Genomic DNA, 24,888 nt, shown 5'->3' with positions numbered 1-24,888 from the left:
GAGAATAGTTCCATTATAACATGGAACGGAGACAGGATGGTTATCGTAGGCCATCTAGTATCATTTATAATGGGAAAATGTCAGAGGCAGATGAGATCCGCATGGATCACACCTGCCTCTGTGTGGAGCTATCGATTTCCCGACAGCCTCGTTATTGCCCGCCGGCAACGTCGAGATGATCAAGGCGGAGGAGAAATGGGAAGAAAAATGCACGCTGAGGAGGCGAGGAACAGCAGGCTACCAGCGTGCACACGGAGGCAAATTGCCCGCCGGCAGCATCGAGACGGCCACGCCGGCGGAGAAACAGAATGAAAAATGCACGCCGGTGAGGCGAAGAAAGGCAGAGGCCAGCGTGCACACAGAGGGAAATTGCCCGCCGGCATCGTCGAGACGTCCAAGCCGGAAGAGAAACGGGAAGAAAAATGCACGCCGGCGAAGCGGGGAACAGCAGGGGCCAGCGTGCAAACGGAGGCAAAATCCCCGCCGGCATCGTCGAGACGGCCACGCCGGAGGAGAAACGGGATAAAAAATGCACGCCGGCGAGATGAAGAAAGGCAGAGGCCAGCGTGCAAACGGAGGCAAAATCCCCGCCGGCATCGTCGAAACACCCAAGCTGGCGGAGAAACAGAATGAAAAATGCACGCCAGCGAGATGAAGAAAGGCAGAGGCCAGCGTGCACAAGGAGGCAAAATCCCTGCCGTCACAGTCGAAACGGCCAAGCCGGAGGAGAAATGGGAAGAAAAATGCACGCCGGCGAGATGAAGAAAGGCAGAGGCCGGCGTGCAAACGGAGGCAAAATCCCCGCCGGCACAGTCGAAACGGCCAAGCTGGCGGAGAAACAGAATAAAAAATGCACGCCGGTGAGGCGAGGAAAGGCGGAGGCCAGCGTGCACACGGAAGCAAAATCCCCGCCGTCACAGTCGAAACGGCCAAGCCGGAGGAGAAACGGGAAGAAAAATGCACGCCAGCGAGGCGAGGAAAGGCGGAGGCCAGCGTGCAAACGGAGGCAAAATCCCCGCCACCAGCGTCGTAACGCCCAAGCTGGCGGAGAAACAGAATAAAAAATGCACGCCGGTGAGGCGGGAAACAGCAGAGGCCAGCGTGCAAACGGAGGCAAAATCCCCGCCGGCAGCGTCGAAACGGCCAAGTCGGAGGAGAAACAGAATAAAAAATGCACGCCGGTGAGGCGAGGAAAGGCGGAGGCCAGCGTGCAAAAGGAGGCAAAATCCCTGCCGTCACAGTCGAAACGGCCAAGGCGGCGGAGAAACAGAATGAAAAATGCACGCCGGTGAGATGAAGAAAGGCAGAGGCCAGCGTGCACACAGAGGCAAAATCCCCGCCGTCACAGTCGAAACGGCCAAGCTGGCGGAGAAACAGAATAAAAAATGCACGCCGGCGAGATGAAGAAAGGCGGAGGCCAGCGTGCACACAGAGGCAAAATCCCTGCCGTCACAGTCGAAACGGCCAAGCTGGCGGAGAAACAGAATGAAAAATGCACGCCGGTGAGGCGGGGAACAGCAGAGGCCAGCGTGCAAACGGAGGCAAAATCCCTGCCGGCAGATTCGAGACGTCCAAGCCGGAGGAGAAACGGGAAGAAAAATGCACGCCGGCGAAGGGGGGGACAGCAGAGGCCAGCGTGCAAACGGAGGCAAAATCCCCGCCGGCAGATTCGAGACGCCCAAGCCGGAGGAGAAATGGGAAGAAAAATGCACGCCGGTGAGGCGAGGAAAGGCAGAGGCCAGCGTGCACACAGAGGTAAAATCCACGCCGGCGGGCAGTCTTCCAATATATGCAGAGGACGATCCTTTTTCCGACAGCCCCCTGTATTTCCCATAGAAAGGCTTCCAAATCCAAAGAACCGAACGTCTCTCGGATTGGCTTGCAGGGTTTCTTGACTTTATCTTATTTTTCTATATAATTGATAGGTAAAAGGGCTCAACGATCAATACAGTTGTCTTTTACAGGCGATTGAATACAGATTGGGAGGATGTATTTGCCATGACAGTGCTTGAAAAAATGAAAAGCGGTGAGCTTTACGATTGCTCATTTGAGGCGATTGACGAGGATCTGGACAAGAAGCTTTACGAATGCAAGGAATTGTTGTACGACTTCAATCATTCCCGTCCGAGGGACGTGAAATACAGGGAGGATATCCTCCGCAAGGTATTTGCTGAGACAGGTGAGACGATATACATTGAGCCGCCGCTCAATGCCAATTGGGGTTGCAACACCCATGTGGGCGAAAACTTTTATGCCAACTTCAATCTAACTTTGGTGGATGATGCCGACATCTTCATAGGCAACAATGTTATGATCGCTCCCAATGTTGTGATTGCAACGGGCGCACATCCAATTTGTCCTGAACTGCGGGCAAAGTCGTATCAGTACAACCTTCCGGTACATATCGGAAACGAGGTATGGATCGGCGCCGGTGCATTGATTATGCCGGGAGTGACCATCGGCGACGGCTCGGTTATCGGTGCAGGTAGCGTCGTAACGAAGGATATCCCGGCGGGTGTTGTCGCGGTAGGCAACCCCTGCCGGGTTCTGCGGGAGATCGATGCGCATGATTATGAATACTACGATAAGGACCGCAAGATTGGTTTTTCAGTGGAACGGAAGAAGGGCTAAAGTCACCGTTTTGTGATATATCCACACCAGAGAGGGGATATTCTTTTGGCGGCTGAAACATTCCTTGACTTTTCGAAATTTTCCTATATAATAGATAATTACAAGGATTCAAAAATAAATACATTTGTCTTTCACAGACGGAATACTTGACAAGATCCATTTGGAACATAGAAAGAAGGAGAGATTCATGAAACAATTTTCAGTTGGTATCATTGGCGCGACAGGAATGGTCGGCCAACGGTTTGCAACACTTTTGGAACATCATCCGTGGTTTACGGTGACCGCTTTGGCCGCCTCCGCCCGCAGCGCTGGTAAGACATACCGGGAAGCTGCCGGCCCCCGCTGGGCCATGAAGACGCCTATGCCGGCCTCCATGGAGGATATGGTGCTGCTGGATGCCACAGCGGATATTGGGAAAATCAAAGAGCTGGTTGATTTTGTTTTCTGCGCGGTGGATATGCCGAAAGATCAGATTCGGGCGTTGGAGGAGGCGTATGCGAGGGAAGAGATCCCTGTGATCTCCAACAATTCTGCTCACCGCTCCACCCCGGACGTGCCTATGATCGTACCGGAGATTAACGCGGACCACGCCGCTGTCATCGATGCACAGAGAGCACGACTTGGAACAAAGCGAGGGTTTATCGCCGTAAAATCCAACTGTTCTTTGCAGAGCTACGTCCCCGCTTTACACCCCTTGAAGGATGTCTACGGGCTGAAAAATGTCCTTGCCTGCACCTATCAGGCGATCTCCGGCGCCGGCAAGACCTTTGAGAGTTTTCCCGAGATTCTCGACAATGTGATCCCGTTTATTGGCGGCGAGGAGGAGAAGAGCGAGCAGGAACCGTTAAAGATGTGGGGGCGTGTTCAGGGGGACCGCATCGTAAACGCCACAGGGCCTTCTATCACCACACAGTGCCTGCGAGTTCCTGTAAGCGACGGCCATATGGCGGCTGTTTTTGCAAGCTTTGAGAAAAAACCCGAGATTGAGGATATTAAAAAGATCTGGGCCTCCTTCTCCGGCCCTGCTCAGGAGCTGGAACTTCCCTCCGCTCCCAAACAATTTCTCCATTATTTTGAAGAAGATAATCGGCCACAAGCTAAGCTGGATCGGGAGTTGGAGAGAGGTATGGCCGTATCCATCGGGCGGCTGCGGCCGGATCATCAGTATGATATTAAGTTTGTCTGCCTATCCCACAACACCTTAAGAGGTGCTGCCGGCGGAGCCGTCTTGATGGCGGAGCTGTTGGCTGTGAAAGGGTATCTTGCCTGATCTACACATGGAGTGAATGCTGAAAAAGAGGGGGGATCTCAAAAATTGACTTTGACGCAGCGTCAAGCAGTATAATGATGTTCATGGAGGTAAAATGTCTCTGAACCCATTTGGAAATATGCCCTCCATTTCATTACAGCAGTATTCATGCTATTGTCGCATATATCGAAAGCCATATTCATGAGGCGGTGAACCCCGCCCATCTGGCGGCACTGATAGGCTATTCCGAGTATTTACGAGAGTTGTTCCTCAGATATCGCGGGATCACGCTTTCACACTATCTGATGTTGAGGCGCATTTCCCATGTCGCATTTGATGCGCAATAGACAGACCGGACGCTGACAGATGTGAAAGCCTGTGCCAGTGTGACGCCGTGGACTGTATTACGGACGGCCGGAATAGTGCGGCGAAATACTTCAGGCAGCACTCCGCGAAACATCCGCTGTATGCCGAGGCGACAGCGCACTTTGAGGCGGTATGCCAGGCGGGCATGGAGATGTACCGGGCGTTAGGCTCTGGGAGCGCGGAGAAAAACAGATGCTGACGCTGGCAACTCCGGATATCCGTCGCCACATCTGCGAACTGATCACCCGGGCCAAGAACGAGGATGAAGTTGCCTATGACTGCCTTGTCCGGCAGCTTCATCTGTAAATGGGAGGATAACACACGACAAAGGTAGGGAGGGAATCCATAATGAAACAGCAAATCATAACAACCGTTAATTTTCCCGTTGGCTCCGAATCCGACAGCTTTACCGCAGCGTTGTCCTCGGCATTGCTGCCCGTACTTGGCTATACCGCTGATACGCCGTACTGGTGTTCGCCAAACAACAGGTATTGTATCCATTGTTCCCCCTGCGGCGAAGACCTGTTGGCAAAGCATCAGGAAATGCTATATCACTGTCTGCTTACCGCGACAACGATCGCCTTCGGCTTTGAGTATCCCTGGGATGATATGGAACATTCTCTCCCGGGCTTCCGCAACGGCTGGCGCTGGGATGATGATTATTTGGAGTATGTAATGGGATTTGCCGGTGTAACATGGAAGCGGCTTGATCGATCAGCAGAAAAGCAGGATATACTTGGGGCAATTGCCGAAGCCATTGACAATGGTTTGCCGGTACTCGCACGGCTTGGCGGTGAGTTTGACTGGCAGCTCATCACTGGATATGAGGGCGAGACGCTACTGGGATTGGACTCTCACATGAAAACGCTGGAGTCCCATGGAGTGTCATATAGGAAAGAGGGGATTTTTGCCGCTGATAGCTGGTACGAAACCCTTCGCGATGCGGTCATTCTGACTGGGCGTTGTCAGAGGCGGGTAACCTATGGAGAGATTCTTGAAAAAATCGTCATGGCACTTTCTTACCCCAAACACGACAGTGTGGAGCAGTCTATCAACGAGAGTTTGGACTCTGTAACCGCGGACAATGCGCATGATATAGCATTCTTTGTTGCAGGCATCAACGGGGTGCTAATAGAAACCCGCTGGCACGCGGCGGAGGCCTTTTGCTGCCGCGAAAGCATTCTGAATGCTCTGTGTACCGATGATGAATTGCGAGAGCAGCTCAGTGATCTGTTCTTCACACGGTACATCAAGGACCACAGCGACGAAACCCACGGTATCGGCTGGAAGATATGGGAGCGAATCGGAGTGGGTCCCGATACGGGCTATATGCCCAACGACGATTCTGTGGACAGGCTCCTAAAACCAGAGACACGCGAAGAACTAAAGCATTTGTTTCACATTGTCTTTGAAAACGACCGCGCAGTGCTGACGGGTATCCGAAACCTATTACATAGTGACAAGGCATACTTATGAAATGGTATCCCAGAGGGAGGAAAAACTATGGATTTTAGTGCATCCATCTGTGAGATTCTAGCGCCGCTAGGTGCGGCAAAGCCCAAAAAATGTTCGGCACGGAAAATGTCACACTGAATGGCATAAACCTTGGCGTTGTCTGCTGTCAAAAATGGTATCTGAAAAAGACCGAAGCGGGGGACCGGTATCTTGCGGAGCACGGTCTGCATCTTGACACGGGCATCAAGAAAAACAGCTACATTGTCACGGATTTTTCCAACGAGGAACAGATTCGCGGGCTGGTACAGGTGACGGTAGAGGATTTGCAGGCACATAAATAGAACGCACAGGGTTTAACAACATTAACGAGAGAAAGTAAACCCCATAGGCAATTTAAAAAGCAGTTGGAGAGGTCGTGTTATGTCTCCAACTGCTTTTTACACGCTATGCCATAGAAGATGGAGTCTCCTCCGCTACGCCAGCGAAAGGGTGTGATGTTCAACCTCATCCCGCGCCGGTATGGACACGGCGGCACCCTGACGTGTCACAGCCAGAGCGGAAGCGGCGGAAGCCGCAGCTAGAGCGTCGGCCACCGGCTTGCCCTCCGCCACATAGGTGAGAAAATAGCCGGTGAAGGTATCGCCGGCGGCGGTGGTATCCACAGCCTGGACACGGTAAATGCCATGGCTGGCCGTAGCGTTGCCATCCCGGTACTGCACGCCTTTGTGTCCCAGTGTCAAGACAAAGCGTCCATTCGGATAGCGCTCCACAAGCTGGGCCAGAATTGCATCTGGCTCCGTGCCCATGGGAAGTTGGGCCAATTCACAGCCTTCCAGCTCATTTAACAGAAACCATTCCACATCGCCCAGAGGCCATTCCAGAATGGTCTCTGCCATGGGGGATGGATTTAGCGCAATGCGCATTCCCTGCCGGTGTGCCCGCTCAATGAGTTCAGCCCCGACGTTCAATTCATTTTGTAGGAGTAGGATATCGCCCGGCTCAAAAAAGGTGAAGACTTCATCCATGAAAGGCGCCGTGATCTGTTGATTTGAACCCCCAAACAAGAGAATACAGTTCTGCCCGCTGGAATCCACCTGGATGATTGCATGGCCATTGGAGCCAGGGCATGGGCGGACGAAGGTGGTGTGGACACCATACTGTTCAAGCGTCTTCTTTAGAACGGCACCGTTCTCACCGATTAGCCCGGCGTGCCAGACCGGAGCGCCAGCTTTTGCCAGGGCGATGGACTGATTCAGGCCCTTTCCCCCGCAAAATTGTTGATATCCCATGGAAGCCATGGTTTCACCGGGACGGACAAAATGGTCAACCTGGTAGACGAAATCCAAATTCAGCGATCCAAAGTTTAATATTTTCATAGAAACCTCCATTCATAAGTCAGTGGAAAATCGCGGTTATGATTACATTATACATCATAACCCGTCCATCAATCAAGACAAAAGCGGTAAAGCGAAAAGGTCAAAATTCTCTACATTGCGATTGAGAATCTTGACCCTGTTAAAACGGCAAACTCGCGTTGTCTCTCTCAGGATTAGCCGGAAATGCCACCCAATTTTGTATACAGATCCCGGAAAATACCGTTGCGGTTTAAGAAGAAACAGGTTCTGAAGGAGTGGCGGTTCTCATCCCAAGCCCAATGACAATCATCGGTAATGCGCGGGCAGGGCATGATACGGCTGTCAAACCAGCCTGGATTGACAAGATAGGCCACCGCGCCCACATCCCAGATTTCCTTTGCCCAGCCAAAGGGATCGCTGGTAAAGTCCGCTACCCGGTGGCACAGCATATCGCACAGGGCATTTTTTCCGCGCAGGCATGCTTCCAGATCGGGAACCGTCGTCAGGAGGTGGGAGGTCACGCCGAAACAGGGCATATGAATCAGCGGCACGCCACAGTCAAAAATATATTGAGATGCGAGGAGATCTCCGCACAGATTGAATTCCTGATTGGATTCCATAGTGACCACATGGCCGCCAAGCCACACGACGACAATATGATCGATGATGGCGGGTTCAATCAGAATAGCCGATGCGACATTGGTGATTGCGCCGATGGCCACCACATACAGAGGGGATTCCTGACTGGAGAGGGCCCGCTGGATCAAATCCTCCACGGCGGGGGAGGAGACAGGACGCTCGAGGGAGGTTAAAAAGTTGGAGGCTCCTCGAAAGGCAAAGCCAGCGGGGGCCTTTCCTATGCACTGTAAAACGCGCAAAATCTCTTCATAGCTCTTTTCCATCCCATCCCCGGCACTCTGTGAGCGCTGGTTATAAAAGGGAGCTGCATAGATGGCTTCCGGGCGCAGCCGCTCCGGGGACGAGAGCAGGTAAGCCAGGGCAAACTGGTCATCCACTTCATTGTAAGTGTCCGTATCCAGCACAACCCGCAGAGGGCCATCCGGCAGTGTCAGCCGCTCTTTTCTCAGTTCTTCCGTCATCGTGACCTCCATTCTGCCGCTTAGCGGCAACTTCATCAAAAGCAGTGAATAAGAAAAACAATAGGATACGATCCTTAGTATATCGCATCCTATTGTTTTTCTCTATAGGGAAATGGTTTCCGGATTTATATTTTTGGTTGGATTGGATTTTGACGGCAGCACAGAAGAGCGGATTATACACCCAAGGCTATAGATCAATGCCGCGCATGATATTGGCCACGCGATCTTCCCCCGCGCCAAAGCGGGTGATGAATAGTTGGGTATCTGTGATGGAAAACACATCGAATGCGGTCTCTGTTATGGAGCCGATTTTCCGCTTCGGGCACCCTGGCGCCCACTCCTGTACAAAGGAGCACAGGGAAGTAATCGATAGGATTCCATCGTCATACAGCAGGTTATCGTAATGTACATGCCCCGCGATCATGGCGATGACTCGGGGGCACCTTTTAATGGCATAATAGATGCGCGGACCGTTAAGTAGATCATCATAGGGCTTAATTCCAAGGGGATACTCGATCGTGCCATAAATTCCGGCATTGTGAATGGGAGAGTGACTAAAGATGAGGATTTTTTTCTCCGTCTGCAGTGCAAGCTCCAACCAGTCCGCTTGTTTGTCCGAAACCTCTAGCCGCCAGCCGAAAGGATACTGTCCCTGCTCATTTAGAAGATACGGTTTGTCACTGGTATTTAAAAAGATAAAGCGGTAGTCCAGCGAGGCATGGTCAAAGAAATAATAGTTTTCCCCGGTAGGATTATTTTTCATGCAAAGGCGGTGTATCTCCTCGGGCAGGATTGCAAAGGGTTGCGTATCGTTGCCGCGGTCGATGGCATTGCCGATGGCGTCGTCGTGGTTTCCCACACAGCAGTGAACGGGGGCGGACAATCTGTACAGAGCATCCATCACCTCCCGGTGAGAGGCGCGAATTTGTTCTGGGTCAGGATGATAGTCGTTTCCTATGTCGCCGCCGTTGACAACAAAGGAGATTTCCGGGCAGCGATCTAAAATGTACTGAATTGAGTCGATGGCGTTGACCGCAAGCTCATATTTTCCGGCTTCACCCTTTGTCGCAAACTCATTTAGCCGGTTATGCAAGTCTGTAATGAAGACAAAGTTCAGAGGGGCGCCTATTGTTTTAATTTTTTCTATGCTCTCATCGTAATGGTCGGTCAAGTATTTCAGGTGATTCATTTTGGATTCCTCCGTGCAAGATGATGATTTTTGGCCTGGCATTTTCATTGCCTCCCTATATTAGGCTTTCACATTAATTGTCATCGGCGGTTTCTGTTTTCAAGCGCATCCTTCTTCGGTATTCTCCGGGCGTGACGCCCTCATATTTTTTAAACACCTTAATGAAGAAATTTGAGCTGCGAAAGCCGGACATTTCCGCGATGCGATTAAGATTCTTGGAGGTCGAGGCCAGCAGCTCGCAGGCAAATGCAACCCGGCGGCTGTTGAGATAGTCGGTAAAGTTAATTCCGTTGGCCTGTTTATAATAGCGGGAAATATAATTTGGTGTATATCCTAGTTCGTTGGCAACAGACGCAAGGTTGATATCCTCATGAAAATGCTCGTTCACATAAGACGTGATCTGCTCACTGATGGAGGCAGAGACATTTGTCTGCGCAAGAAGCTTTGAGGCAACCGACAGATTGGAAAGAACAATTTCTCTGCAACGCTCGGCGGTATAAACGTAATTGGAGGGGCTAATCTGAATCAGATCAGCGGAGATGCTCTCATTTTTGCTCTGTACCAGCCTTCCAACGAATCGGCTGATGGTCACGCAAGCGGAGAGATATGCCTTATAGGCCACATTTTTTCGGTAATTTCGATCAAGAATACCGTCTACATAAGCGAGCAATGGCTCATCCGTTGGTTTTTCCAGCAGCGAGCGTAACTGCGCCTCAAGATCATCTGGTAAAAACGGGATGCCCTTCGCGGCCGAATCGGTTTGTACAAGAACAATGGCGTCCTTGCTCTGCACCGGGCGAGAAAAGAGTGCCGCAACGGATTTTTCATAGCAGACTCGAAGCTCAAGGATATTCCGGATACAATCGCTGACCCCGATGAAAAAGGAGGAACCAGGAATTTGTCTGCGCCAAGATTCATACATCTCATGCATGGCTTTGATCAGATGTGCCTGTTCGGTGTAATCTTTCAGGCAGAGCACCAGCGTATATTCATCGGGCAATGTCTGCAACGCTTCAACGATCCATGCGTCCAAATAAGCGTGCAGATTTCTGTCAAATACGTCATGGTATTCTGTGTAAAACCTTTCTTCTTCATCGTGGGGCAGATCCATGCGGATGATGGCCGTTTCATAAATCCCATCAGAAAGAGAGATATTGTATGGCGTGACAGAAGCGAGGGTTTCTTCCACAGAAGGGCCGCCCATAATCAGCTTATACAGCACCGATTGCAGCACCATATGGCTGTTGCTCTGCAGCATGGTATGCATGGTTTGATTCACGGAAAGAAGATCCAGCACCCGAGTGGTAATATAGAGAACGTCATCCTTTGTTTCCACATTCCGTGGCGTTTGCCCCAATGCATTCAAGATTCCACGAAACGGTTTATACATTTGACGTGAACTCCAGAAAGCGTAACAGAGCAGCACGAAAACGGTCACCGCGGAAAAAATGTTTGCCGTCCAGAAAACGCGGTCAAACGCGCCTACCATTTGGTCATACGGCGTAAAAATCACATATTCCAACTCACTTATGGTCGCTTCACGGTTGGATATCAGCCCCCGCTGTGGAAGATAGAGGCTGGTATTATGGATGTCTTTCAAGTTCAAGCCATACAGTATATCGCTGAGCTCGGCGTCCGTGTTTGCCGCCACGATGTTGGTGTCGCTGTCCAGTACAAAGATTTGGCGTCCCTTCGCAAATTGCTGGTCCTGAAAGATGCTTCGGACAAATGTTTCTTTTAGCGCTATGCAAAGGGTTCCCTTGTAGGTCTGATTGTCTGTTCTGATTGATTGCAATAGATAGATTCCGGAGGACACCGTATTGGTGTTCGTGATCTGCTGAGGGGCTGGGACCGCGCTGTCAGCTATGCGTATCGTGACCTGATTATAGTGGCTTTCCAGCAGATCCACCCATTCAGCATAATTGCCTTTGAACCGGTTATGAAAATAGACGTCCTTTTGTACCAGCCCTTGAGCCGTATAGAGATAGGGCGTATCTTCCCAATAGACCAAAATTTCGCTGATGGAGGTGGATGTGAAAGAAAAGGTGCTCAACAGGTCAAAAATTGCCTGTTCATTTTTCAGGTAATTATCGCTTTCCCGATACCCCGAAGACGCACGCCAAGAAATAGCGTCATTTCGCTGTAGATAGGTGAAAATATTCTGCAAGCTCTGAAATGTATCGTCCATAAAAGAGGCATAAGAGTCAATATATACGTTTTGTTCCTGCATCTTATCTTTAAATAGGCGGTTCCGAATAAACAGAGTCATCGTCAGATTGAAGACGGTCATAATCAAGATTAAAACCGTCAAAATAGAAAAAATATTGCGGAAAATACTGCCTTTGAACATGGTCACCGTCTTTTTCATTCCCTACACCTCAATACAGTCTCATTCAACCGCCAAAGCACACGGAAAAATCCTCCAGTGCGGAGGACCTCCGTGTGCCTTTATTCAGATGAGAAAAGATTTATTTCACTGCGAAGATACGCTCCGGGTCGCGCTCGATGGTCTGGGCTTCGCCGTAGAGTGTAATTAGATCGTCGATGCTGGCGAAGCTTTCAAGTTCCTGAACATAGGCATCCCACTCATCCATATTCCTCTGTCCGTAAATAAATTTCGCTTCCTGTTCTTTGACAAATGTCATAATATTGTTTTCGAGGTTCGCCTTTTCAGTCGCTTCATCGGAGCCGAAAACTGTGAATTGTGGACTAAAGTCGGCTTTCACTGTGCCGTCCATAAAGTTATTCATGTTGTTGTCCAGTGTTGCCGAACCGAGCTTGTAGCCATCGGCAGTGCGGACAACCGGTCCCATGCCCACCATCCATACTTCGTACTGTGTGCCAATGCCGTATTCTGCCTTGTCGATTCCGTCGCGTATGGTTGGAACCCCGTCAACATAGTCAAAGGTTGTGCCTTCCACTCCATAGTTGAAGATATCGCGGCCGAAGGGGGAGACAACCTGATCCATGTAGGCGGCCAGCAGCTCGGGATGCTCAACTTTGCTGGAGCAGACAATTCCCCAGCTAGGCAGGCCATCATGCTGATAGGCAATGGGAAGGTAGCGATTGCCGTCGGGGTCGGCCGGAGCAGTCATGGGCTGGATGTCATAGGGCAGTTCGGCGCCCTTTTCAACCTTGAAGATTTCAGCTTCGAGTGAATTGTTATATGTTGCAGAAAATGCCCATTTGCCAGTGGCAATTGCGTTTTGCTCTTGCTCAAAGGACATTTCGGCAATTTCGGAATTGATCAGGCCTTCTCTGTACAGAGTGGCCATCATTTCGATCAGTTCCCGGCGCTTTGCGCTTGCTTCGCGGTAGACGCATTTGTAGGAGCTGTCGGCGGTGTCATAATAAATGATCGTGCTTGCGTCATACTTTGCGCCCATCATTTTAGCAAACCAACCCTGGGTGTAATCAATATTCCAATAGGACTGCCATGGAGTGATGGTGGGATCATTCGCCTTGACTGCGCGCATGGTGGAGAGCATTTCCTCAAAGGTCTCTGGAACTTTCTGTCCGGCGGCGTTGAGGACGTCCATATTGACCCAATAGCTTTCGCCGGCAAAGTCGATAGGCTGTACACCCACAATGGCAAAACGTTCGTTCTTACTATTGCAGATATAGTCTAGGTTCGGATACTGTTTACGGTATTCCTGTAGGTTGGGCATATACTCGGAATACTTGTTGAAGTCAAGCAGACAGCCAGTGGAACCGTACTGGCTTGCAACGGACATGACACTTGGCATTGGCATAACATCCGGGATGTCATTCGTGGCCAGGTAGACCTTGCTCTTCTCCAGATAATCATTATAGGCGGCAAACTCATATTCAATGGAGATATTGCCGATGTGTTCTTTCCAAGCTTTCTGGCAAAGCAGTTCCGGGTTTTGATCCAACCCCTCGTAGGCGTAACCTCTGTAGACAATAGGGTCGCCGGTGTAGGGGAAGGTGATCGCTTTGTCTTGGGATGTGCTCGAGACATCGCCTTCGGCCGATGTGGACGAGTTAGGACTGGTCCCCTGACATCCTGTTAGCATGGCGGCAACAAGCATGACCACCATGGCAATGTAAGACTTTGTTCTGTTTGACATGATGTTTCCTCCTCGTTATATTTGATATATCTTCAGGGCGCATTCTGCGGAATTTCACAGATCACGCCTTGACAGCTCCGATCATCATTCCCTTGGTAAAATACTTCTGCAAAAATGGATACACGCAGAGCACCGGAATGATGGTAATTATAGTTGCTGCGGCCTTGACGGTGCGGGGATTGGCGTTGACCATATCCAGCAGGCGCATCATTTCGTCGCCCTGATTGGCGTTGCCTTCAGCAATCTCCATATTGACAAGAATTTTGCGCAGAAAAATCTGAATTGGCATCTTGGAGGTGCTGTCCAGATAGATCAGTGCATTGAAGTAGTCATTCCAGAAGCCGACGATTGTAAACAGAGCGATGGTGGCGAGCAGTGCTTTAGAAAGCGGCAAAATAATGGAAAATAGTACACGAAAATGATTTGCGCCGTCAATCGTGGCGGATTCCCTGAGCGAGTCCGGAATCGAATGGAAAAAGTTAACGAACATGATGGTATTCCATGCGGATATGCAGCCCGGCAGGATCATGGCCCAGATGGTATTTAACATGTGGAGATTGCGGATGTTTAAGTATGACGGGATCAGACCGCCGCCAAAGAACATGGTAATCAGCAATAGAATGGTAATCAATTTTTTTCCTATAAACTCCGATATGGTGAGAGGATAGGCCAACAGCGAAGTAAACAGCAGAGAAACGAAGGTGCCGCTTATGGCATAGACAATAGTATTTACATAGTACCGAAAGATTGCCGTGTCCGTCAGGAATGCCACATAGGACTGCGTAGAAAATCCTACGGGGAAAAGGATGACGGATTTTCCCACGAGTTCTTTTGCACTGCTGAAGGAGAGGCCTAGTGTCATCAGAAGCGGATAAAGGAAGATAAGCGAGAGCAGGGTCATAAACAAAACGTTGAAAATATCGAATAGGCTGTGCCTTTTCTTTCGCCTCGCGCTGAGAATTTTCATGGATAGCACACTCCCTTCAAAAGATTGCCTCATCGCTGATTTTTTTGGAAATCATATTGGTGGTCAGCAAAAAGAACAGCGATATCAGCGATGTAAACAGGTTGATGGCGGTGGTATAGCCGTAGCTTCCTCCCAGGATCCCTTCGCGGTACACATAGGTGGAAATGACATCCGACGTTTCATATGTAAGGGGGGACTGCATCAGCAGGATTTTGGAATAATCATTCCCCACGATACCGCCCACAGCAAAGATCAACAGAATTACGATCGTGGAAGAGATACACGGGAGGGTAATGTGGATAGCCTGTTTAAACCGGGATGCCCCGTCCAGCACAGCCGACTCATAGAGTTCTGGATTGATTCCTGAGATAGCGGCCAGATAAATAATGGAGTTGTAGCCGACACTGGACCAGATGCCGGAAAGAATATAAAGCGGGCGGAACCATTGCGGCGAAGCGAAAAACGCAATCCGTTCGCCGCCCAGCGCGACGATCAGCTGATTGATGATACCGTCATTGGTACTGCACATATCCTTTAACAGACCGATGACAATGACGGTGGAGATGAAATATGGCATGTAGGAGATGGTTTGCGTTATTCGCTTGAACCGTTCATTGTGCAGCTCATTGAACAGCAAGGCCAGAATAATCGGCGCCGGAAATGAAAATATCAGCGACGCAATGCCCAGGGCAAACGTATTGCCAATCAGCCTTTCAAAGTAGGGAGATTTAAAAAAGGTAACAAAATGCTTGAAGCCAACCCAATCGCTGCCGAGAATTCCTTTTGCAGGGTAGTAGTTTTCAAAAGCCATCAACACCCCATACATTGGAACATATTTAAAGATCAGCAGACAGAGAAGCCCGGGCAACGCCATTAGATACAGCATCCAGTTACGCTTCATATAGGATTGAGCGCTGATTTTCCGCTGGATGGGCACCGCTCCGGCCGTGGTTAAAGCTTTTTTCATGGAGGTTATCACGCCTTTCATAGAGTCTTGGACCGGCATATCAAACGTATTTGATTGGAAAGAACCGTTTCCAAAAAGATATAAAGTTAGCTTATACTTTAAAATTACACCTACAATAGCCATTCGTAAATCGCATAATTCAATGATTATAGCAGTATTCTTTCCAAAGAAAAACAGAGACGAATCCATGCAGGATTCATTCTCTGTTTTCTTCATAGGAGATAGGAATACTTCAATTATATCGCATTTCCTCCATGACCTTACAATTCGAGCTTAATTACGATTGGCTCATGGGTGATCACGTCAGCCGGGATATCGTAGATGTGGAGTGACGGCGGATTCAAGACGAAGGTTACCGGATCCGTATCTTCAGGCATAGTGGTAATGTCAAATGCCAGCTTCTGGCCGTTGTTCAGGACAGTGGCGGAGCGGGGCATCTGGTTATACGGTTTGAGCGATACGCCGCAAGCTGTGGCGTCGCGGTTGAAATGAAGATATACAGTTTGATCCCGTTTGGTCACCAAGTAGCATGGGTCCTCAAACAATTCCGGAGCGCATTCCACATTCTCAAAGGATTCCTTGACCCGGTTGTACCAACTGCCGACCTTTTGGATGATGGATTTTGACTTCTCATCGACTTTGCCGTTTGGCATCGGTCCAACGTTGAGCAGATAGCTGCCGCCCATGACAAGGATTTTATCCAGGCTCTGGCAGAGAAATTTGGGCGTGTAGTAGTCCTCATTTTTTCGGTAACCCCAGCTGCGGAGTCCAACGGCAGAACAGGCTTCGGTGTAGCGCTCAAAGGCGTATCCGTCCGGGACATAGCGCTCTGGCGTGGAGAAGTCACCGGAATCGTAGCCTCTATCGTTGATGAGAATGTCCGGCTGGAGCGAGCGCACATACTCATTGATCGATGGATCGCTGATGTGAGGCGGAATATCCCAGAATAGCGTGTAGATTTTGCCGTACTGGGTCAACAGCTCGCCCATCTGGTGTTTGATGTATTCGCGGTACAGGGCAGAGTCCGCCACGTCGCCTTCCGTCAAAATCTGATGGGTGCTGAGTTCATTGAAGGCGTTGGGGTGATTCCAGTCCGGAATGGAGTAGTAGAGGGAAAGCGCCAGACCATGCTTGGCGCAGGCGTCAGCAAGCATTTTGAGGACATCCCTGCCATAGGGAGTATTGGTGACTTTAAAATCCGTGTATTGGGTGTCCCACATACAAAATCCATCGTGATGCTTTGTAGTAAAACAAAGGTATTCCATCCCAGCGTCCTTTGCCATCAACACCCATTCCTCGGGGTCGAAATCAACGGGATTAAACCGCTCGGCGAGTGTAGCGTATTCCTTGCGCGGCACAGAGAGCTTCCAGCGGTACTGCTCGTGAAACTCAGACAGGGCGTATATACCCCAGTGTACAAACATTCCAAAGCGGTGTGGCATTGTATGCATGTCATAAAAACCCCTTTCCTGACAGGATAAAATCGTGTATATAGTGTAAGCATACACGATTCCTCAAGTCATGTCAATACTCTGCGCCTGCCATCCCTTGAATCCTATCGAAAAAGTTTCGTTTCCATTTTCGTTGACAGCTGAGGATAGGATTGCTATACTGTGGGGCATGTGAAATACCCAATATGATAATTGGAATGGACGGAGGAACCAAAGTGGGGACAGCATACATAGGCATCATCCTATTGCTAAGGGTTGTGCAAAATTTTTATACAAAGAAAGTCAGTACCGTTTATCCTACTACCACGGGCGGCAGGGCGAAGTATCTGACGTTGTCGATGAGTATATCGGCAGTGCTAGCCTTGGGGCTTTACCTCATTATGGACAGAGGGAAGGTTGATCTGACCATGATTATGATCTCCCTTACCTCCGGTCTGTGCCTGGCGGGCGGCACGCTGTGCAGCGCTCTCGCCATGCAGAGCGGTACAATGGTACTGTGCTCGATTTTTAGCACCGCAGGTCTCATCATCCCGTCCGTATGCGGAATTTTCTTCTTCCATGAGCCGATGTCCATTTTTCAGTGGCTGGGCGTTGCAATTTTTATCGGCTGTACCTTGCTGTTGGCGAATTCTTCGCGAGAGATTTATACTGGCTTTTCTCTCAAGACAGTCCTTCTCTTGCTCGGCAACTTTTTCACAAACGGCACCGTAATGTTGTGCCAAAAACTGTTGACCTTTTTAAACCCCGACAGCAGTGTGTCCCTCTTTTCCTTTTTGTCCTTCGCCATTCCGGCGCTTCTATGTGGACTGGTGTGCCTTTTTTCCCGCAGGCGAGGCCAATTGGAGCCGCTTAATACCCAACTGCGGCTGCCAATTTTACTTTTGGCTGTGGCGGTTTTTCTCATCAATCAGTTGGCCACCCTGGCAACCAATGAAGTATCATCCGTTGTGCTGTTCGCGTTTATCAACGGCGGCAACACCCTGATCGCCGCCGTCATCGCCGCCCTGTGCTATAAAGAACGGCTTACAGTGAAGTCCATCACAGGCATTGTGCTGGGGTTGATTTCCCTGCTTATGATAAAAGCGCTCTGAATTTTTCTATAGAGAAGTGGCCTCCGGATCTAGATTTTCAGCGAAACCTTCCTCCGCGGTATCCAGCGGCGCGATCTCCTTGTGATAAATATGGCGCAAGAAAAGGGCGCTGAGGGCGACGGAAGCGATTTCCGCAATGGGGAAGGCCCACCAGGTGGCCTCCAGTCCGCCCAGCCGGGAGAGAATAAACGCACAGGGCAGTAAAATGACCAGCTGGCGGACGACGGATACGAATAAGCTTAACAGTCCATGGCCCAGGGCTTGGCAGAGGGACAGAGTGCAGATACAAAAACCGGCGAAAATAAAGCTTAGGCTGATGGTTCGCAGAGCGGGTACTCCGATCTGGATCAAGGTTTCCGAGGCGTTGAAGATGGAGAGGAGCTGCACCGGGAAAAGCCAAAAGATCAGGAGACCAATGACCATCATGCTGACGGCGTACGTGATGCTGAGGCGAAGTGTTTTCATAATCCGCTCTTTTTTGCGGGCTCCATAGTTGTACGCTATGATGGGCACCATGCCATTGTTGAGTCCGAAGATGGGCATGAATATAAAGCTCTGCAATTTGAAATACACGCCAAAGACAGCGGTGGCCGTGGATGTAAATCCAATGAGGATCTTGTTCATGCCAAAGGTCATCACAGAGCCGATGGAAGCCATGATGATGGAGGGAACGCCCACGGCATAGATGCGCTTGATGATGTGGCCTTCCAGGCGAAACGTCTCTCTGGAGAAGTGGAGTTCCTCATTCTTTGTCAGATTAAAATACAGGGCCAGCAGCGCAGCCACAATCTGCCCGGCAACCGTTGCAATCGCCGCCCCAGCGACGCCCATCCTGGGGAAACCCAGAAGGCCAAAGATCAAAATCGGATCCAGGATAATGTTGATGATGGCGCCCGTCCCCTGGGTGATCATCGTGTAGAATGTCTTTCCGGTGGATTGAAGCAGTCGTTCAAACGTGACTTGGAAAAACACGCCGAAGGAGAAGACGCAGCAGATGGTGAGATAGCTTGTCCCATCGCTTACAATATCGGGAATATCCGTTTGCAGAGTAAAAAAGGTATGCGCAAAGAATAAGCCTGCCACGGCAAAGACAAGGAAACTGAAGAAGGCAAGGAAAACGCCGTTGCAGGCGGTCTTGTTGGCGACGGATCGATTTTTCTCGCCTAGGCTTTTGGACAGCAAAGCATTGATGCCAACGCCGGTTCCAGTGGCCACAGCGATCATGAGATTCTGTGCGGGAAAGGCCAGGGAGACGGCCGTGAGCGCGTTTTCACTGAGCTGGGAGACGAACATGCTGTCCACGATATTGTACAGAGCCTGAACCAGCATTGAAATGATCATAGGGAGCGACATGGAAATCAACAGTTTGTTTATGGGCATAACGCCCATCTTATTCTCTTTTGGTTGTGTCATTTGAGTGTCCATAATAATATAAGCCTCCAATAGAATAAACTCGATGCTGTGCTGGGATCACCGGCAAAGCAACGATTTTTACCTTCTCTATTGTAGAAGATTCGATACGCCTTGTCAACTGTGCGAATGAGAGGAATTCCGAAGAACTATAGAGGAGCCTGTCAGCGTCCTGCACAGACAGCTTGACAAATCGAAGCGAGGGCCTTATGATACAGTATAGAAGTTGGACAAAAGGGAGGACAGACCATGCATACAGCGGTCAATGCAGAATTGTCTTATTTTTTCTATGTTTCGCACGGACCGGGCTGTACAGTGCGGGAACATGCGCATACCTATTATGAGATGGCATATTACGCCGAGGGCGCAGGGACGACTTGTATCGCGGGGAGGGCGGTCGCCTACGGAGCAGGACAGTACAGTCTGTACCGACCAGGAGTCCCCCACACGGAAGAGCACAGCGCAGCGGTCACCGTCTATTGCCTAGGATTTTATTTGCCCGAGGATGCGCCGCCTCTGGAGGACGGCGTCTATACGGATTTTGGAAAGAGGATTTGGAAGCGAATCCAGGATGTCCGCAGAGAGTTCGGCGCAAAGGAGATCTACCATGATCTCTATGTCAATCTGTATACGACAGAGATTGTGTTGCAACATTATCGGAACCAGCAGACTCGAAAGGACCAAACCTTTGATTCCATGGGGTATATCTTCACCTTTCTTGACGAGAATTTCAGCCAGGATATCTGTCTGGACACCTTAGCGGAACTGTCCGGGTATAGCGCCGATCATTTCCGCCACCTGTTCAAGAGAAAGGCGGGGATTTCCCCCAAGCAGTATATTATACAAAAGCGAATCGAGCACGCAAAATTGCTCCTAGCCACTGGAGACACGTCCATATCCCATGTGGCGCAGAGCTGCGGGATGCCCGATGGCACACAGTTTACCCTTTTATTTAAGAAATATGTGGGCGTGACGCCCAGCCAGTTTCGAAGAGAATCAAAATGCCGCTAAGGTGGCGGAAGGGAGGATAAAATGAGAAGACAGGATCGAGAAATCACGGACTGGAATGAGATGGTTGGCGTCATAGACCGATGCGATGTCTGCCGTCTGGCCCTTAACGACGAAGGGTATCCCTATATTTTGCCCTTGAACTTTGGCGCAAAGGTAAGCGAAAACACGGTGACCTTGTACTTTCACGGGGCAATGGAAGGAAAAAAGTATGAGCTGATTGCAAGAGACAACAGGGTATCCTTCGAGATGGACTGCGCCCACAGGCTTGTGTCCGACAGGGAAAATGGCCATTGCACCATGGAATATGAGAGTGTCATTGGCCGAGGGCAGATTGAGATTGTGCAGGAGGAAGAGAAGCTGGAGGCGTTGACGATTCTGACGGATCATTACCACGAGGAACACTTTGAGTTCAATCGAGCAGCCGTAGCGAGGACAAAGGTTCTGAAACTGGTGGTGGAGGAGATGACCGGCAAGCGCCGGGCTGTCAAAAGATGAGCCCGTGACGGCCAGCCAAAAACAGGCGGTATGTCATCCTGAAGAGACATACCGCCTGTTTTGCTGTCTGAAACGAGAGTCAGATCTTATTCCACATCCTGTAGAGCGTCATAGCCTTCCTCTCCGGTACGGACTTTAATCACATTTTCCACATCATATACGAAGATTTTGCCATCCCCGATATGGCCGGTGTAAAGCGCCTTTTTCGCTGTCTCGATGACAGCCTCCGGCGGAATCTTGCAGACTACCATCTCGACCTTGACCTTTGGCAGCAGGCTGCTGTCAACCTTGACGCCCCGGTAAAACTCGCTGGAGCCCATCTGCATACCGAAGCCGAGCACCTGGGTGACCGTCATTCCGGTGATGCCAAGCTCCGTTAGGGCATGTTTTAATACTTCGAAGCGGCTCTGCTTGATGATCATGACGATCTTCGTCATCTTAGGCTGATCCGACGGCGCCGTGGGGGTGTAGGACACCTTCACAGCCGTGTCCACGGGAACAGGTTCTTCCGTGCTGGCAGCAGCAGGAACGCCGGCGCCGAGAATTGTCGGGGGAGCCGGCATGTTCGCCGGCATGAAATCCGCGTAGCCGCTTGTAAGGCCATGTTCCATGATATCCAAGCCGGCGATCTCCTCCGCTTCGGAGACGCGCAGTCCCATGAATTTTTTCAGCAGAAGAAAGACAATGGTCATGGTGACGGTGACCCATGCGATAACGCTGACAACGCCTAGGGCCTGTATGCCAAGGAATTTGACACCGCCGCCGTAGAAGAGGCCGCCGTCGACAGCGAAGAGGCCTGTCAGAATGGTTCCGGTGGCGCCGCACATGCCGTGGACGCCGATGGCGCCGACGGGATCATCAATTTTTAGCACCTTATCGATAAATTCAATCCCAAATACAACCACAAAGCCAGCGATCAAACCTATGCAGGCAGATCCAAAGGGGGTAACGGCATCACAGCCGGCCGTGATGGCAACCAGACCGGCTAAAGCGCCGTTCAGGGTCATGGAGACATCGGGTTTTTTATAGCGAATCCATGTAATGATCATAACGGTGACAGTGGCCACAGCCGCCGCCATGTTGGTGGTGACGAAGATATTGCCCATGGACGTCAGGCTGGCATCCCCCTCTGCGTTGACAGTGGAGCAGCCATTGAAGCCAAACCAGCAGAACCAGAGAATAAACACGCCCAACGCGCCCAATGTAATGCTGTGACCCAGAATGGCCTTAGGCTTTCCATCTTTGTCGTACTTTCCAATACGAGGGCCAAGGATCTTCGCGCCGATGAGAGCGGCAACGCCGCCCACCATATGTACGGCTGTTGATCCGGCAAAATCATGAAAGCCGAGCTTAGACAGCCAGCCGCCGCCCCAAATCCAATGGCCGGATATGGGATAGATGACAGCGCTGATGATGAGACTGTAGAGGCAGTAGCAAGAGAATTTGGTTCGCTCTGCCATGGCGCCGGATACGATGGTCGCGGCGGTGGCGCAGAATACGGTCTGGAAAATCAGGAAAGCGGGCAGCGGAACCCCGTCCGGCAAGATCGCGCTGTAATCGCCTCTCACCAGTGGGTCAAAGCCTCCAATAAAGGCGCCGGCCCCCCCGAACATAATCCCGAAGCCCAAGAGCCAGAAGACAGGGGTTCCGATACAAAAATCCATCAAGTTTTTCATAACGATATTTCCAGAGTTTTTGGCCCGTGTAAACCCGGCCTCCACCATGGCGAATCCTGCCTGCATAAAGAACACCAGTGCAGCCCCTAACAGGACCCAGATTGTGTTAACAGATGAAAACATACAAACTCCTCCCTTATATAGTGACATAGTAGCAAAACGAAAAAGGCGTGGGGTGAGGGGAGTTCTCCCCTGACACCGCACGCCCTTGTGCATCGATTGGAAAGTCCGCCGCATGGCGGGGTATCGCTTTTTCAATTGGTCAAAAATTACACGCGATAGAGCAGGTCCGTGTAGGTTGGGAACGGCCAGTACTTATCGCCCACCAGCGTCTCCATCTCATCCGCCACGGAACGCAGCTCCTGCATGGCGAGGAAGATGACATCATGGTAATAGGTCCCTTCCGCCTTTATGTCGTCAAAGTCCGTGGCGCCCAGGACAGCCTGGTTCAGAGCCTCAATCTTCTTGTAGAAGGACGAGGCGAGGGCAGACAGCTTGGTGATCAGCGCCTCCTCCGCGTCGCAGCACATAGCCGAGGAAAGCTGCTTCTTGACAGCGGCGGTATCGCTGAGATCCTTGATATAGGACAGGACAGCCGGCAGGATCTGCTTCTTCGCCATCTCCAGCATGGTCAAGGCTTCAATGTTAAGGGTCTTGCAGTAATTTTCCATCATAATCTCATACCGAGACTGGATCTCCGTCGCTGTAAAGATTTTGTGTTTCGTAAACAGCGCAACATTTTTCTCACTGATGAAGTAGGGCAGCGCATCCACTGTGGATTTGAGATTTAAGAGGCCGCGGCTCTCCGCTTCCTTGACCCACTCGTCGGAGTAGTTGTTGCCGTTAAAGATGATTCTCTTATGTTCGGAGATGGTGCGGCGAATCAGCGCCGTCAATGCGCTTGTGAAATCCTCCGCGCCCTCTAGCTCATCGGCAAATTGGCTGAGCTCTTCTGCCACGATGGTATTCAGTATGATATTGGGTCCGGAGATGGAGCAGCTGGAACCCAGCATACGGAATTCAAACTTATTGCCCGTAAAGGCGAAGGGCGATGTACGGTTGCGGTCCGTGCTGTCTTTCGGGAAACGGGGCAGAATGTGAACGCCGACCTTCATGTCCTCTTTGCTGGACTGTCCCATGACAACGCCTTGCTCAATGGAATCCAGAACGGCCTGCAGCTCATCACCGACGAACATGGACACAATCGCCGGCGGGGCTTCGTTGGCGCCTAGACGGTGATCATTCCCTGCGCTGGCCACCGAGATCCGCAGAAGATCTTGGTACTCATCGACCCCCTTGATAACCGCCGTGAGGAACAACAAAAACTGAGCGTTGTCCTGGGGGGAATCGCCGGGTTCCAGGAGATTGATGCCTGTGTCCGTGGAGAGAGACCAGTTGTTGTGCTTTCCGCTTCCATTGACGCCGGCAAAGGGCTTTTCGTGGAGCAGACATGCCAGATTGTGCCGGATGGCCACATTTTTCATCAATTCCATGGTCAGCTGATTGTGGTCGGTGCCCATATTGGTATTGCTGAAGATGGGGGCCAGCTCATGCTGTGCAGGGGCCACCTCATTGTGCTCGGTCTTCGCCAGGATTCCCAATTTCCACAGTTCTTCGTCCAAATCCTTCATGAAGGCGGCGACCCGTGGCTTGATAGCTCCAAAATAGTGATCCTCCATCTCCTGGCCCTTGGGAGGTTTTGCGCCGAACAGTGTGCGGCCGGTCAACATCAAGTCTTCCCGCTTAAAGTAGAGGTCGCGGTCCACCAAAAAATACTCTTGCTCAGGGCCGACGGTGGTGGTCACACGCTTCACATCCGTGTGGCCAAAGAGAGCCAGAATTCGCAGTGCCTGACGGTTTAATTCCTCAGTGGAACGAAGGAGAGGCGTTTTCTTGTCCAGAGCCTCCCCGCCGTAGGAATAGAAAACGGTGGGAATGCACAGAGTATCTTCTTTAATAAATGCGTAGGAGGATGGATCCCAGGCAGTATAGCCGCGAGCTTCAAATGTCGCCCGAATCCCTCCCGACGGGAAACTGGACGCGTCCGGCTCACCTTTCACCAGTTCCTTGCCGGAAAATTCCATGATGATGCTTCCATCCCCAACAGGAGAGATAAAGCTGTCATGCTTTTCCGCCGTGATACCGGTCATGGGCTGGAACCAATGAGTAAAATGGGTAGCTCCCTTTTCAATGGCCCAATCTTTCATGGCGTTGGCTACGCAATCGGAGATGCTCTTGTCGAGACTCTTGCCCTCTTCGATTGTTCGCTTCAGCGCTCTGTAGATAGGCTTCGGCAACCGTTCCCGCATGACCCGGTCGTCAAATACCAAACTGCCAAAGATTTCTTCTGTTTTATTCATGGTCCTTTCCTCCTCTTATTTAAA

At 50.8% G+C, this 24,888-nt stretch carries 26 protein-coding genes; 15 read left to right on the top strand and 11 right to left on the bottom strand.

Features of this window, described 5'->3' with window-relative positions:
* Window positions 1–154: 154 nt before the first annotated feature.
* From H8730_RS11340 to H8730_RS11300, 12 genes are all read left to right on the top strand, one after another.
* Entirely contained in the window at window positions 155–526 is a 372-nt protein-coding gene (locus tag H8730_RS11340; protein WP_249289843.1) for a hypothetical protein, read from the top strand.
* 3 nt (window positions 527–529) lie between these two features.
* Entirely contained in the window at window positions 530–655 is a 126-nt protein-coding gene (locus H8730_RS17675) for a hypothetical protein (protein WP_283243952.1), read from the top strand.
* The gene (locus H8730_RS17670; protein ID WP_283243951.1) at window positions 637–762 is read left to right on the top strand and encodes a hypothetical protein; all 126 of its coding nucleotides are present in this window, start codon (window positions 637–639) and stop codon (window positions 760–762) included. Before H8730_RS17675 ends, H8730_RS17670 begins: the two co-directional genes overlap by 19 nt.
* Window positions 744–1,061 (top strand): hypothetical protein, encoded by a 318-nt coding sequence (locus H8730_RS11335; RefSeq protein WP_249289842.1) that lies wholly within the window; start codon window positions 744–746, stop codon window positions 1,059–1,061. Before H8730_RS17670 ends, H8730_RS11335 begins: the two co-directional genes overlap by 19 nt.
* Before the next feature lie 3 nt (window positions 1,062–1,064).
* On the top strand, window positions 1,065–1,292 hold the full coding sequence (locus H8730_RS11330; RefSeq protein WP_249289841.1) for a hypothetical protein: 228 nt from the start codon (window positions 1,065–1,067) through the stop codon (window positions 1,290–1,292).
* Window positions 1,279–1,404: a hypothetical protein gene (locus H8730_RS17665; protein ID WP_283243950.1), complete on the top strand. Its 126-nt coding sequence runs from the start codon at window positions 1,279–1,281 to the stop codon at window positions 1,402–1,404. The genes H8730_RS11330 and H8730_RS17665 overlap by 14 nt, the downstream gene beginning before the upstream one ends.
* Window positions 1,386–1,895, top strand: coding sequence for a hypothetical protein (locus H8730_RS11325; RefSeq protein ID WP_249289840.1), 510 nt, complete (start codon window positions 1,386–1,388; stop codon window positions 1,893–1,895). The genes H8730_RS17665 and H8730_RS11325 overlap by 19 nt, the downstream gene beginning before the upstream one ends.
* A 103-nt stretch (window positions 1,896–1,998) precedes the next feature.
* Window positions 1,999–2,631, top strand: coding sequence for a sugar O-acetyltransferase (locus H8730_RS11320; RefSeq protein ID WP_177719056.1), 633 nt, complete (start codon window positions 1,999–2,001; stop codon window positions 2,629–2,631).
* Window positions 2,632–2,818: 187 nt separating this feature from the next.
* On the top strand, window positions 2,819–3,901 hold the full coding sequence (gene asd, locus H8730_RS11315) for an aspartate-semialdehyde dehydrogenase (protein ID WP_177719057.1): 1,083 nt from the start codon (window positions 2,819–2,821) through the stop codon (window positions 3,899–3,901).
* 477 nt (window positions 3,902–4,378) lie between these two features.
* Window positions 4,379–4,552, top strand: a complete 174-nt coding sequence (locus tag H8730_RS11310) for a hypothetical protein (RefSeq protein ID WP_177719058.1) — start codon at window positions 4,379–4,381, stop codon at window positions 4,550–4,552.
* Between the two features lie 42 nt (window positions 4,553–4,594).
* Window positions 4,595–5,722 carry a hypothetical protein gene (locus H8730_RS11305; RefSeq protein WP_177719059.1) on the top strand — a complete coding sequence of 376 codons (1,128 nt, stop codon included), beginning with the start codon at window positions 4,595–4,597 and terminating at the stop codon, window positions 5,720–5,722.
* An 89-nt stretch (window positions 5,723–5,811) separates the two neighbouring features.
* Entirely contained in the window at window positions 5,812–6,042 is a 231-nt protein-coding gene (locus H8730_RS11300) for a hypothetical protein (protein ID WP_177719060.1), read from the top strand.
* 132 nt (window positions 6,043–6,174) lie between these two features.
* On the opposite strand, the gene H8730_RS11295 is transcribed toward H8730_RS11300, so the two are convergent.
* The 8 genes from H8730_RS11295 to H8730_RS11260 all read right to left on the bottom strand — a co-directional run bounded on the left by H8730_RS11295 (window position 6,175) and on the right by H8730_RS11260 (window position 16,821).
* Window positions 6,175–7,077: a ribokinase gene (locus H8730_RS11295; protein ID WP_177719061.1), complete on the bottom strand. Its 903-nt coding sequence runs from the start codon at window positions 7,075–7,077 to the stop codon at window positions 6,175–6,177.
* A gap of 173 nt (window positions 7,078–7,250) precedes the next feature.
* Entirely contained in the window at window positions 7,251–8,156 is a 906-nt protein-coding gene (locus tag H8730_RS11290; protein WP_249289839.1) for a nucleoside hydrolase, read from the bottom strand.
* A gap of 187 nt (window positions 8,157–8,343) precedes the next feature.
* Window positions 8,344–9,387 (bottom strand): metallophosphoesterase family protein, encoded by a 1,044-nt coding sequence (locus H8730_RS11285; protein WP_249289838.1) that lies wholly within the window; start codon window positions 9,385–9,387, stop codon window positions 8,344–8,346.
* Window positions 9,388–9,418: 31 nt separating this feature from the next.
* Window positions 9,419–11,713 carry a helix-turn-helix domain-containing protein gene (locus tag H8730_RS11280; protein ID WP_177719064.1) on the bottom strand — a complete coding sequence of 765 codons (2,295 nt, stop codon included), beginning with the start codon at window positions 11,711–11,713 and terminating at the stop codon, window positions 9,419–9,421.
* A 100-nt stretch (window positions 11,714–11,813) separates the two neighbouring features.
* On the bottom strand, window positions 11,814–13,436 hold the full coding sequence (locus H8730_RS11275; protein ID WP_177719065.1) for an extracellular solute-binding protein: 1,623 nt from the start codon (window positions 13,434–13,436) through the stop codon (window positions 11,814–11,816).
* 61 nt (window positions 13,437–13,497) lie between these two features.
* On the bottom strand, window positions 13,498–14,403 hold the full coding sequence (locus H8730_RS11270; protein WP_177719066.1) for a carbohydrate ABC transporter permease: 906 nt from the start codon (window positions 14,401–14,403) through the stop codon (window positions 13,498–13,500).
* A gap of 16 nt (window positions 14,404–14,419) precedes the next feature.
* Complete coding sequence (locus tag H8730_RS11265) at window positions 14,420–15,370, bottom strand: ABC transporter permease (protein ID WP_177719067.1); 951 nt, start codon at window positions 15,368–15,370, stop codon at window positions 14,420–14,422.
* A 260-nt stretch (window positions 15,371–15,630) separates the two neighbouring features.
* Window positions 15,631–16,821 (bottom strand): alpha-L-fucosidase, encoded by a 1,191-nt coding sequence (locus H8730_RS11260; RefSeq protein ID WP_177719068.1) that lies wholly within the window; start codon window positions 16,819–16,821, stop codon window positions 15,631–15,633.
* Window positions 16,822–17,036: 215 nt separating this feature from the next.
* On the opposite strand from H8730_RS11260, the gene H8730_RS17915 reads away from it, so the two are divergent.
* Window positions 17,037–17,912 (top strand): EamA family transporter, encoded by an 876-nt coding sequence (locus tag H8730_RS17915; protein ID WP_177719069.1) that lies wholly within the window; start codon window positions 17,037–17,039, stop codon window positions 17,910–17,912.
* A 6-nt stretch (window positions 17,913–17,918) separates the two neighbouring features.
* Here H8730_RS17915 and H8730_RS11250 read toward each other — a convergent pair whose 3' ends face one another.
* The gene (locus H8730_RS11250) at window positions 17,919–19,337 is read right to left on the bottom strand and encodes an MATE family efflux transporter (RefSeq protein WP_249289837.1); all 1,419 of its coding nucleotides are present in this window, start codon (window positions 19,335–19,337) and stop codon (window positions 17,919–17,921) included.
* Between the two features lie 234 nt (window positions 19,338–19,571).
* Here H8730_RS11250 and H8730_RS11245 point away from each other — a divergent pair, with 234 nt between their 5' ends.
* Both H8730_RS11245 and H8730_RS11240 read left to right on the top strand, forming a co-directional pair.
* The gene (locus tag H8730_RS11245) at window positions 19,572–20,333 is read left to right on the top strand and encodes an AraC family transcriptional regulator (protein WP_177719070.1); all 762 of its coding nucleotides are present in this window, start codon (window positions 19,572–19,574) and stop codon (window positions 20,331–20,333) included.
* Between the two features lie 21 nt (window positions 20,334–20,354).
* The gene (locus tag H8730_RS11240) at window positions 20,355–20,828 is read left to right on the top strand and encodes a pyridoxamine 5'-phosphate oxidase family protein (protein WP_177719071.1); all 474 of its coding nucleotides are present in this window, start codon (window positions 20,355–20,357) and stop codon (window positions 20,826–20,828) included.
* Window positions 20,829–20,914: 86 nt separating this feature from the next.
* On the opposite strand, the gene H8730_RS11235 is transcribed toward H8730_RS11240, so the two are convergent.
* Together H8730_RS11235 and H8730_RS11230 are read right to left on the bottom strand one after the other, a co-directional pair.
* Window positions 20,915–22,627, bottom strand: coding sequence for an ammonium transporter (locus tag H8730_RS11235; protein WP_177719167.1), 1,713 nt, complete (start codon window positions 22,625–22,627; stop codon window positions 20,915–20,917).
* A gap of 146 nt (window positions 22,628–22,773) precedes the next feature.
* Window positions 22,774–24,864 carry a glutamine synthetase III family protein gene (locus H8730_RS11230; protein WP_177719166.1) on the bottom strand — a complete coding sequence of 697 codons (2,091 nt, stop codon included), beginning with the start codon at window positions 24,862–24,864 and terminating at the stop codon, window positions 22,774–22,776.
* Window positions 24,865–24,888: the final 24 nt, after the last annotated feature.

This window comes from Bianquea renquensis, assembly GCF_014384895.1.
GTDB classification, from domain to species: Bacteria; Bacillota; Clostridia; order Lachnospirales; family Bianqueaceae; genus Bianquea; species Bianquea renquensis.
Note: the sequence above shows the minus strand (reverse complement) of the source record. Positions and strands in the feature narration are given on the sequence as shown.

Coding starts and splice junctions, on each gene's coding strand:
- H8730_RS17675 (WP_283243952.1), top strand. CDS start 530: ATGCACGCCGGCGAGATGAAGAAAGGCAGAGGCCAGCGTGCAAACGGA.
- H8730_RS17670 (WP_283243951.1), top strand. CDS start 637: ATGCACGCCAGCGAGATGAAGAAAGGCAGAGGCCAGCGTGCACAAGGA.
- H8730_RS11335 (WP_249289842.1), top strand. CDS start 744: ATGCACGCCGGCGAGATGAAGAAAGGCAGAGGCCGGCGTGCAAACGGA.
- H8730_RS11330 (WP_249289841.1), top strand. CDS start 1,065: ATGCACGCCGGTGAGGCGGGAAACAGCAGAGGCCAGCGTGCAAACGGA.
- H8730_RS17665 (WP_283243950.1), top strand. CDS start 1,279: ATGCACGCCGGTGAGATGAAGAAAGGCAGAGGCCAGCGTGCACACAGA.
- H8730_RS11325 (WP_249289840.1), top strand. CDS start 1,386: ATGCACGCCGGCGAGATGAAGAAAGGCGGAGGCCAGCGTGCACACAGA.
- H8730_RS11320 (WP_177719056.1), top strand. CDS start 1,999: ATGACAGTGCTTGAAAAAATGAAAAGCGGTGAGCTTTACGATTGCTCA.
- asd (WP_177719057.1), top strand. CDS start 2,819: ATGAAACAATTTTCAGTTGGTATCATTGGCGCGACAGGAATGGTCGGC.
- H8730_RS11310 (WP_177719058.1), top strand. CDS start 4,379: ATGCCAGGCGGGCATGGAGATGTACCGGGCGTTAGGCTCTGGGAGCGC.
- H8730_RS11305 (WP_177719059.1), top strand. CDS start 4,595: ATGAAACAGCAAATCATAACAACCGTTAATTTTCCCGTTGGCTCCGAA.
- H8730_RS11300 (WP_177719060.1), top strand. CDS start 5,812: ATGTTCGGCACGGAAAATGTCACACTGAATGGCATAAACCTTGGCGTT.
- H8730_RS11295 (WP_177719061.1), bottom strand. CDS start 7,077: ATGAAAATATTAAACTTTGGATCGCTGAATTTGGATTTCGTCTACCAG.
- H8730_RS11290 (WP_249289839.1), bottom strand. CDS start 8,156: ATGACGGAAGAACTGAGAAAAGAGCGGCTGACACTGCCGGATGGCCCT.
- H8730_RS11285 (WP_249289838.1), bottom strand. CDS start 9,387: ATGCCAGGCCAAAAATCATCATCTTGCACGGAGGAATCCAAAATGAAT.
- H8730_RS11280 (WP_177719064.1), bottom strand. CDS start 11,713: ATGAAAAAGACGGTGACCATGTTCAAAGGCAGTATTTTCCGCAATATT.
- H8730_RS11275 (WP_177719065.1), bottom strand. CDS start 13,436: ATGTCAAACAGAACAAAGTCTTACATTGCCATGGTGGTCATGCTTGTT.
- H8730_RS11270 (WP_177719066.1), bottom strand. CDS start 14,403: ATGAAAATTCTCAGCGCGAGGCGAAAGAAAAGGCACAGCCTATTCGAT.
- H8730_RS11265 (WP_177719067.1), bottom strand. CDS start 15,370: ATGAAAAAAGCTTTAACCACGGCCGGAGCGGTGCCCATCCAGCGGAAA.
- H8730_RS11260 (WP_177719068.1), bottom strand. CDS start 16,821: ATGCATACAATGCCACACCGCTTTGGAATGTTTGTACACTGGGGTATA.
- H8730_RS11250 (WP_249289837.1), bottom strand. CDS start 19,337: ATGGACACTCAAATGACACAACCAAAAGAGAATAAGATGGGCGTTATG.
- H8730_RS11245 (WP_177719070.1), top strand. CDS start 19,572: ATGCATACAGCGGTCAATGCAGAATTGTCTTATTTTTTCTATGTTTCG.
- H8730_RS11240 (WP_177719071.1), top strand. CDS start 20,355: ATGAGAAGACAGGATCGAGAAATCACGGACTGGAATGAGATGGTTGGC.
- H8730_RS11235 (WP_177719167.1), bottom strand. CDS start 22,627: ATGTTTTCATCTGTTAACACAATCTGGGTCCTGTTAGGGGCTGCACTG.
- H8730_RS11230 (WP_177719166.1), bottom strand. CDS start 24,864: ATGAATAAAACAGAAGAAATCTTTGGCAGTTTGGTATTTGACGACCGG.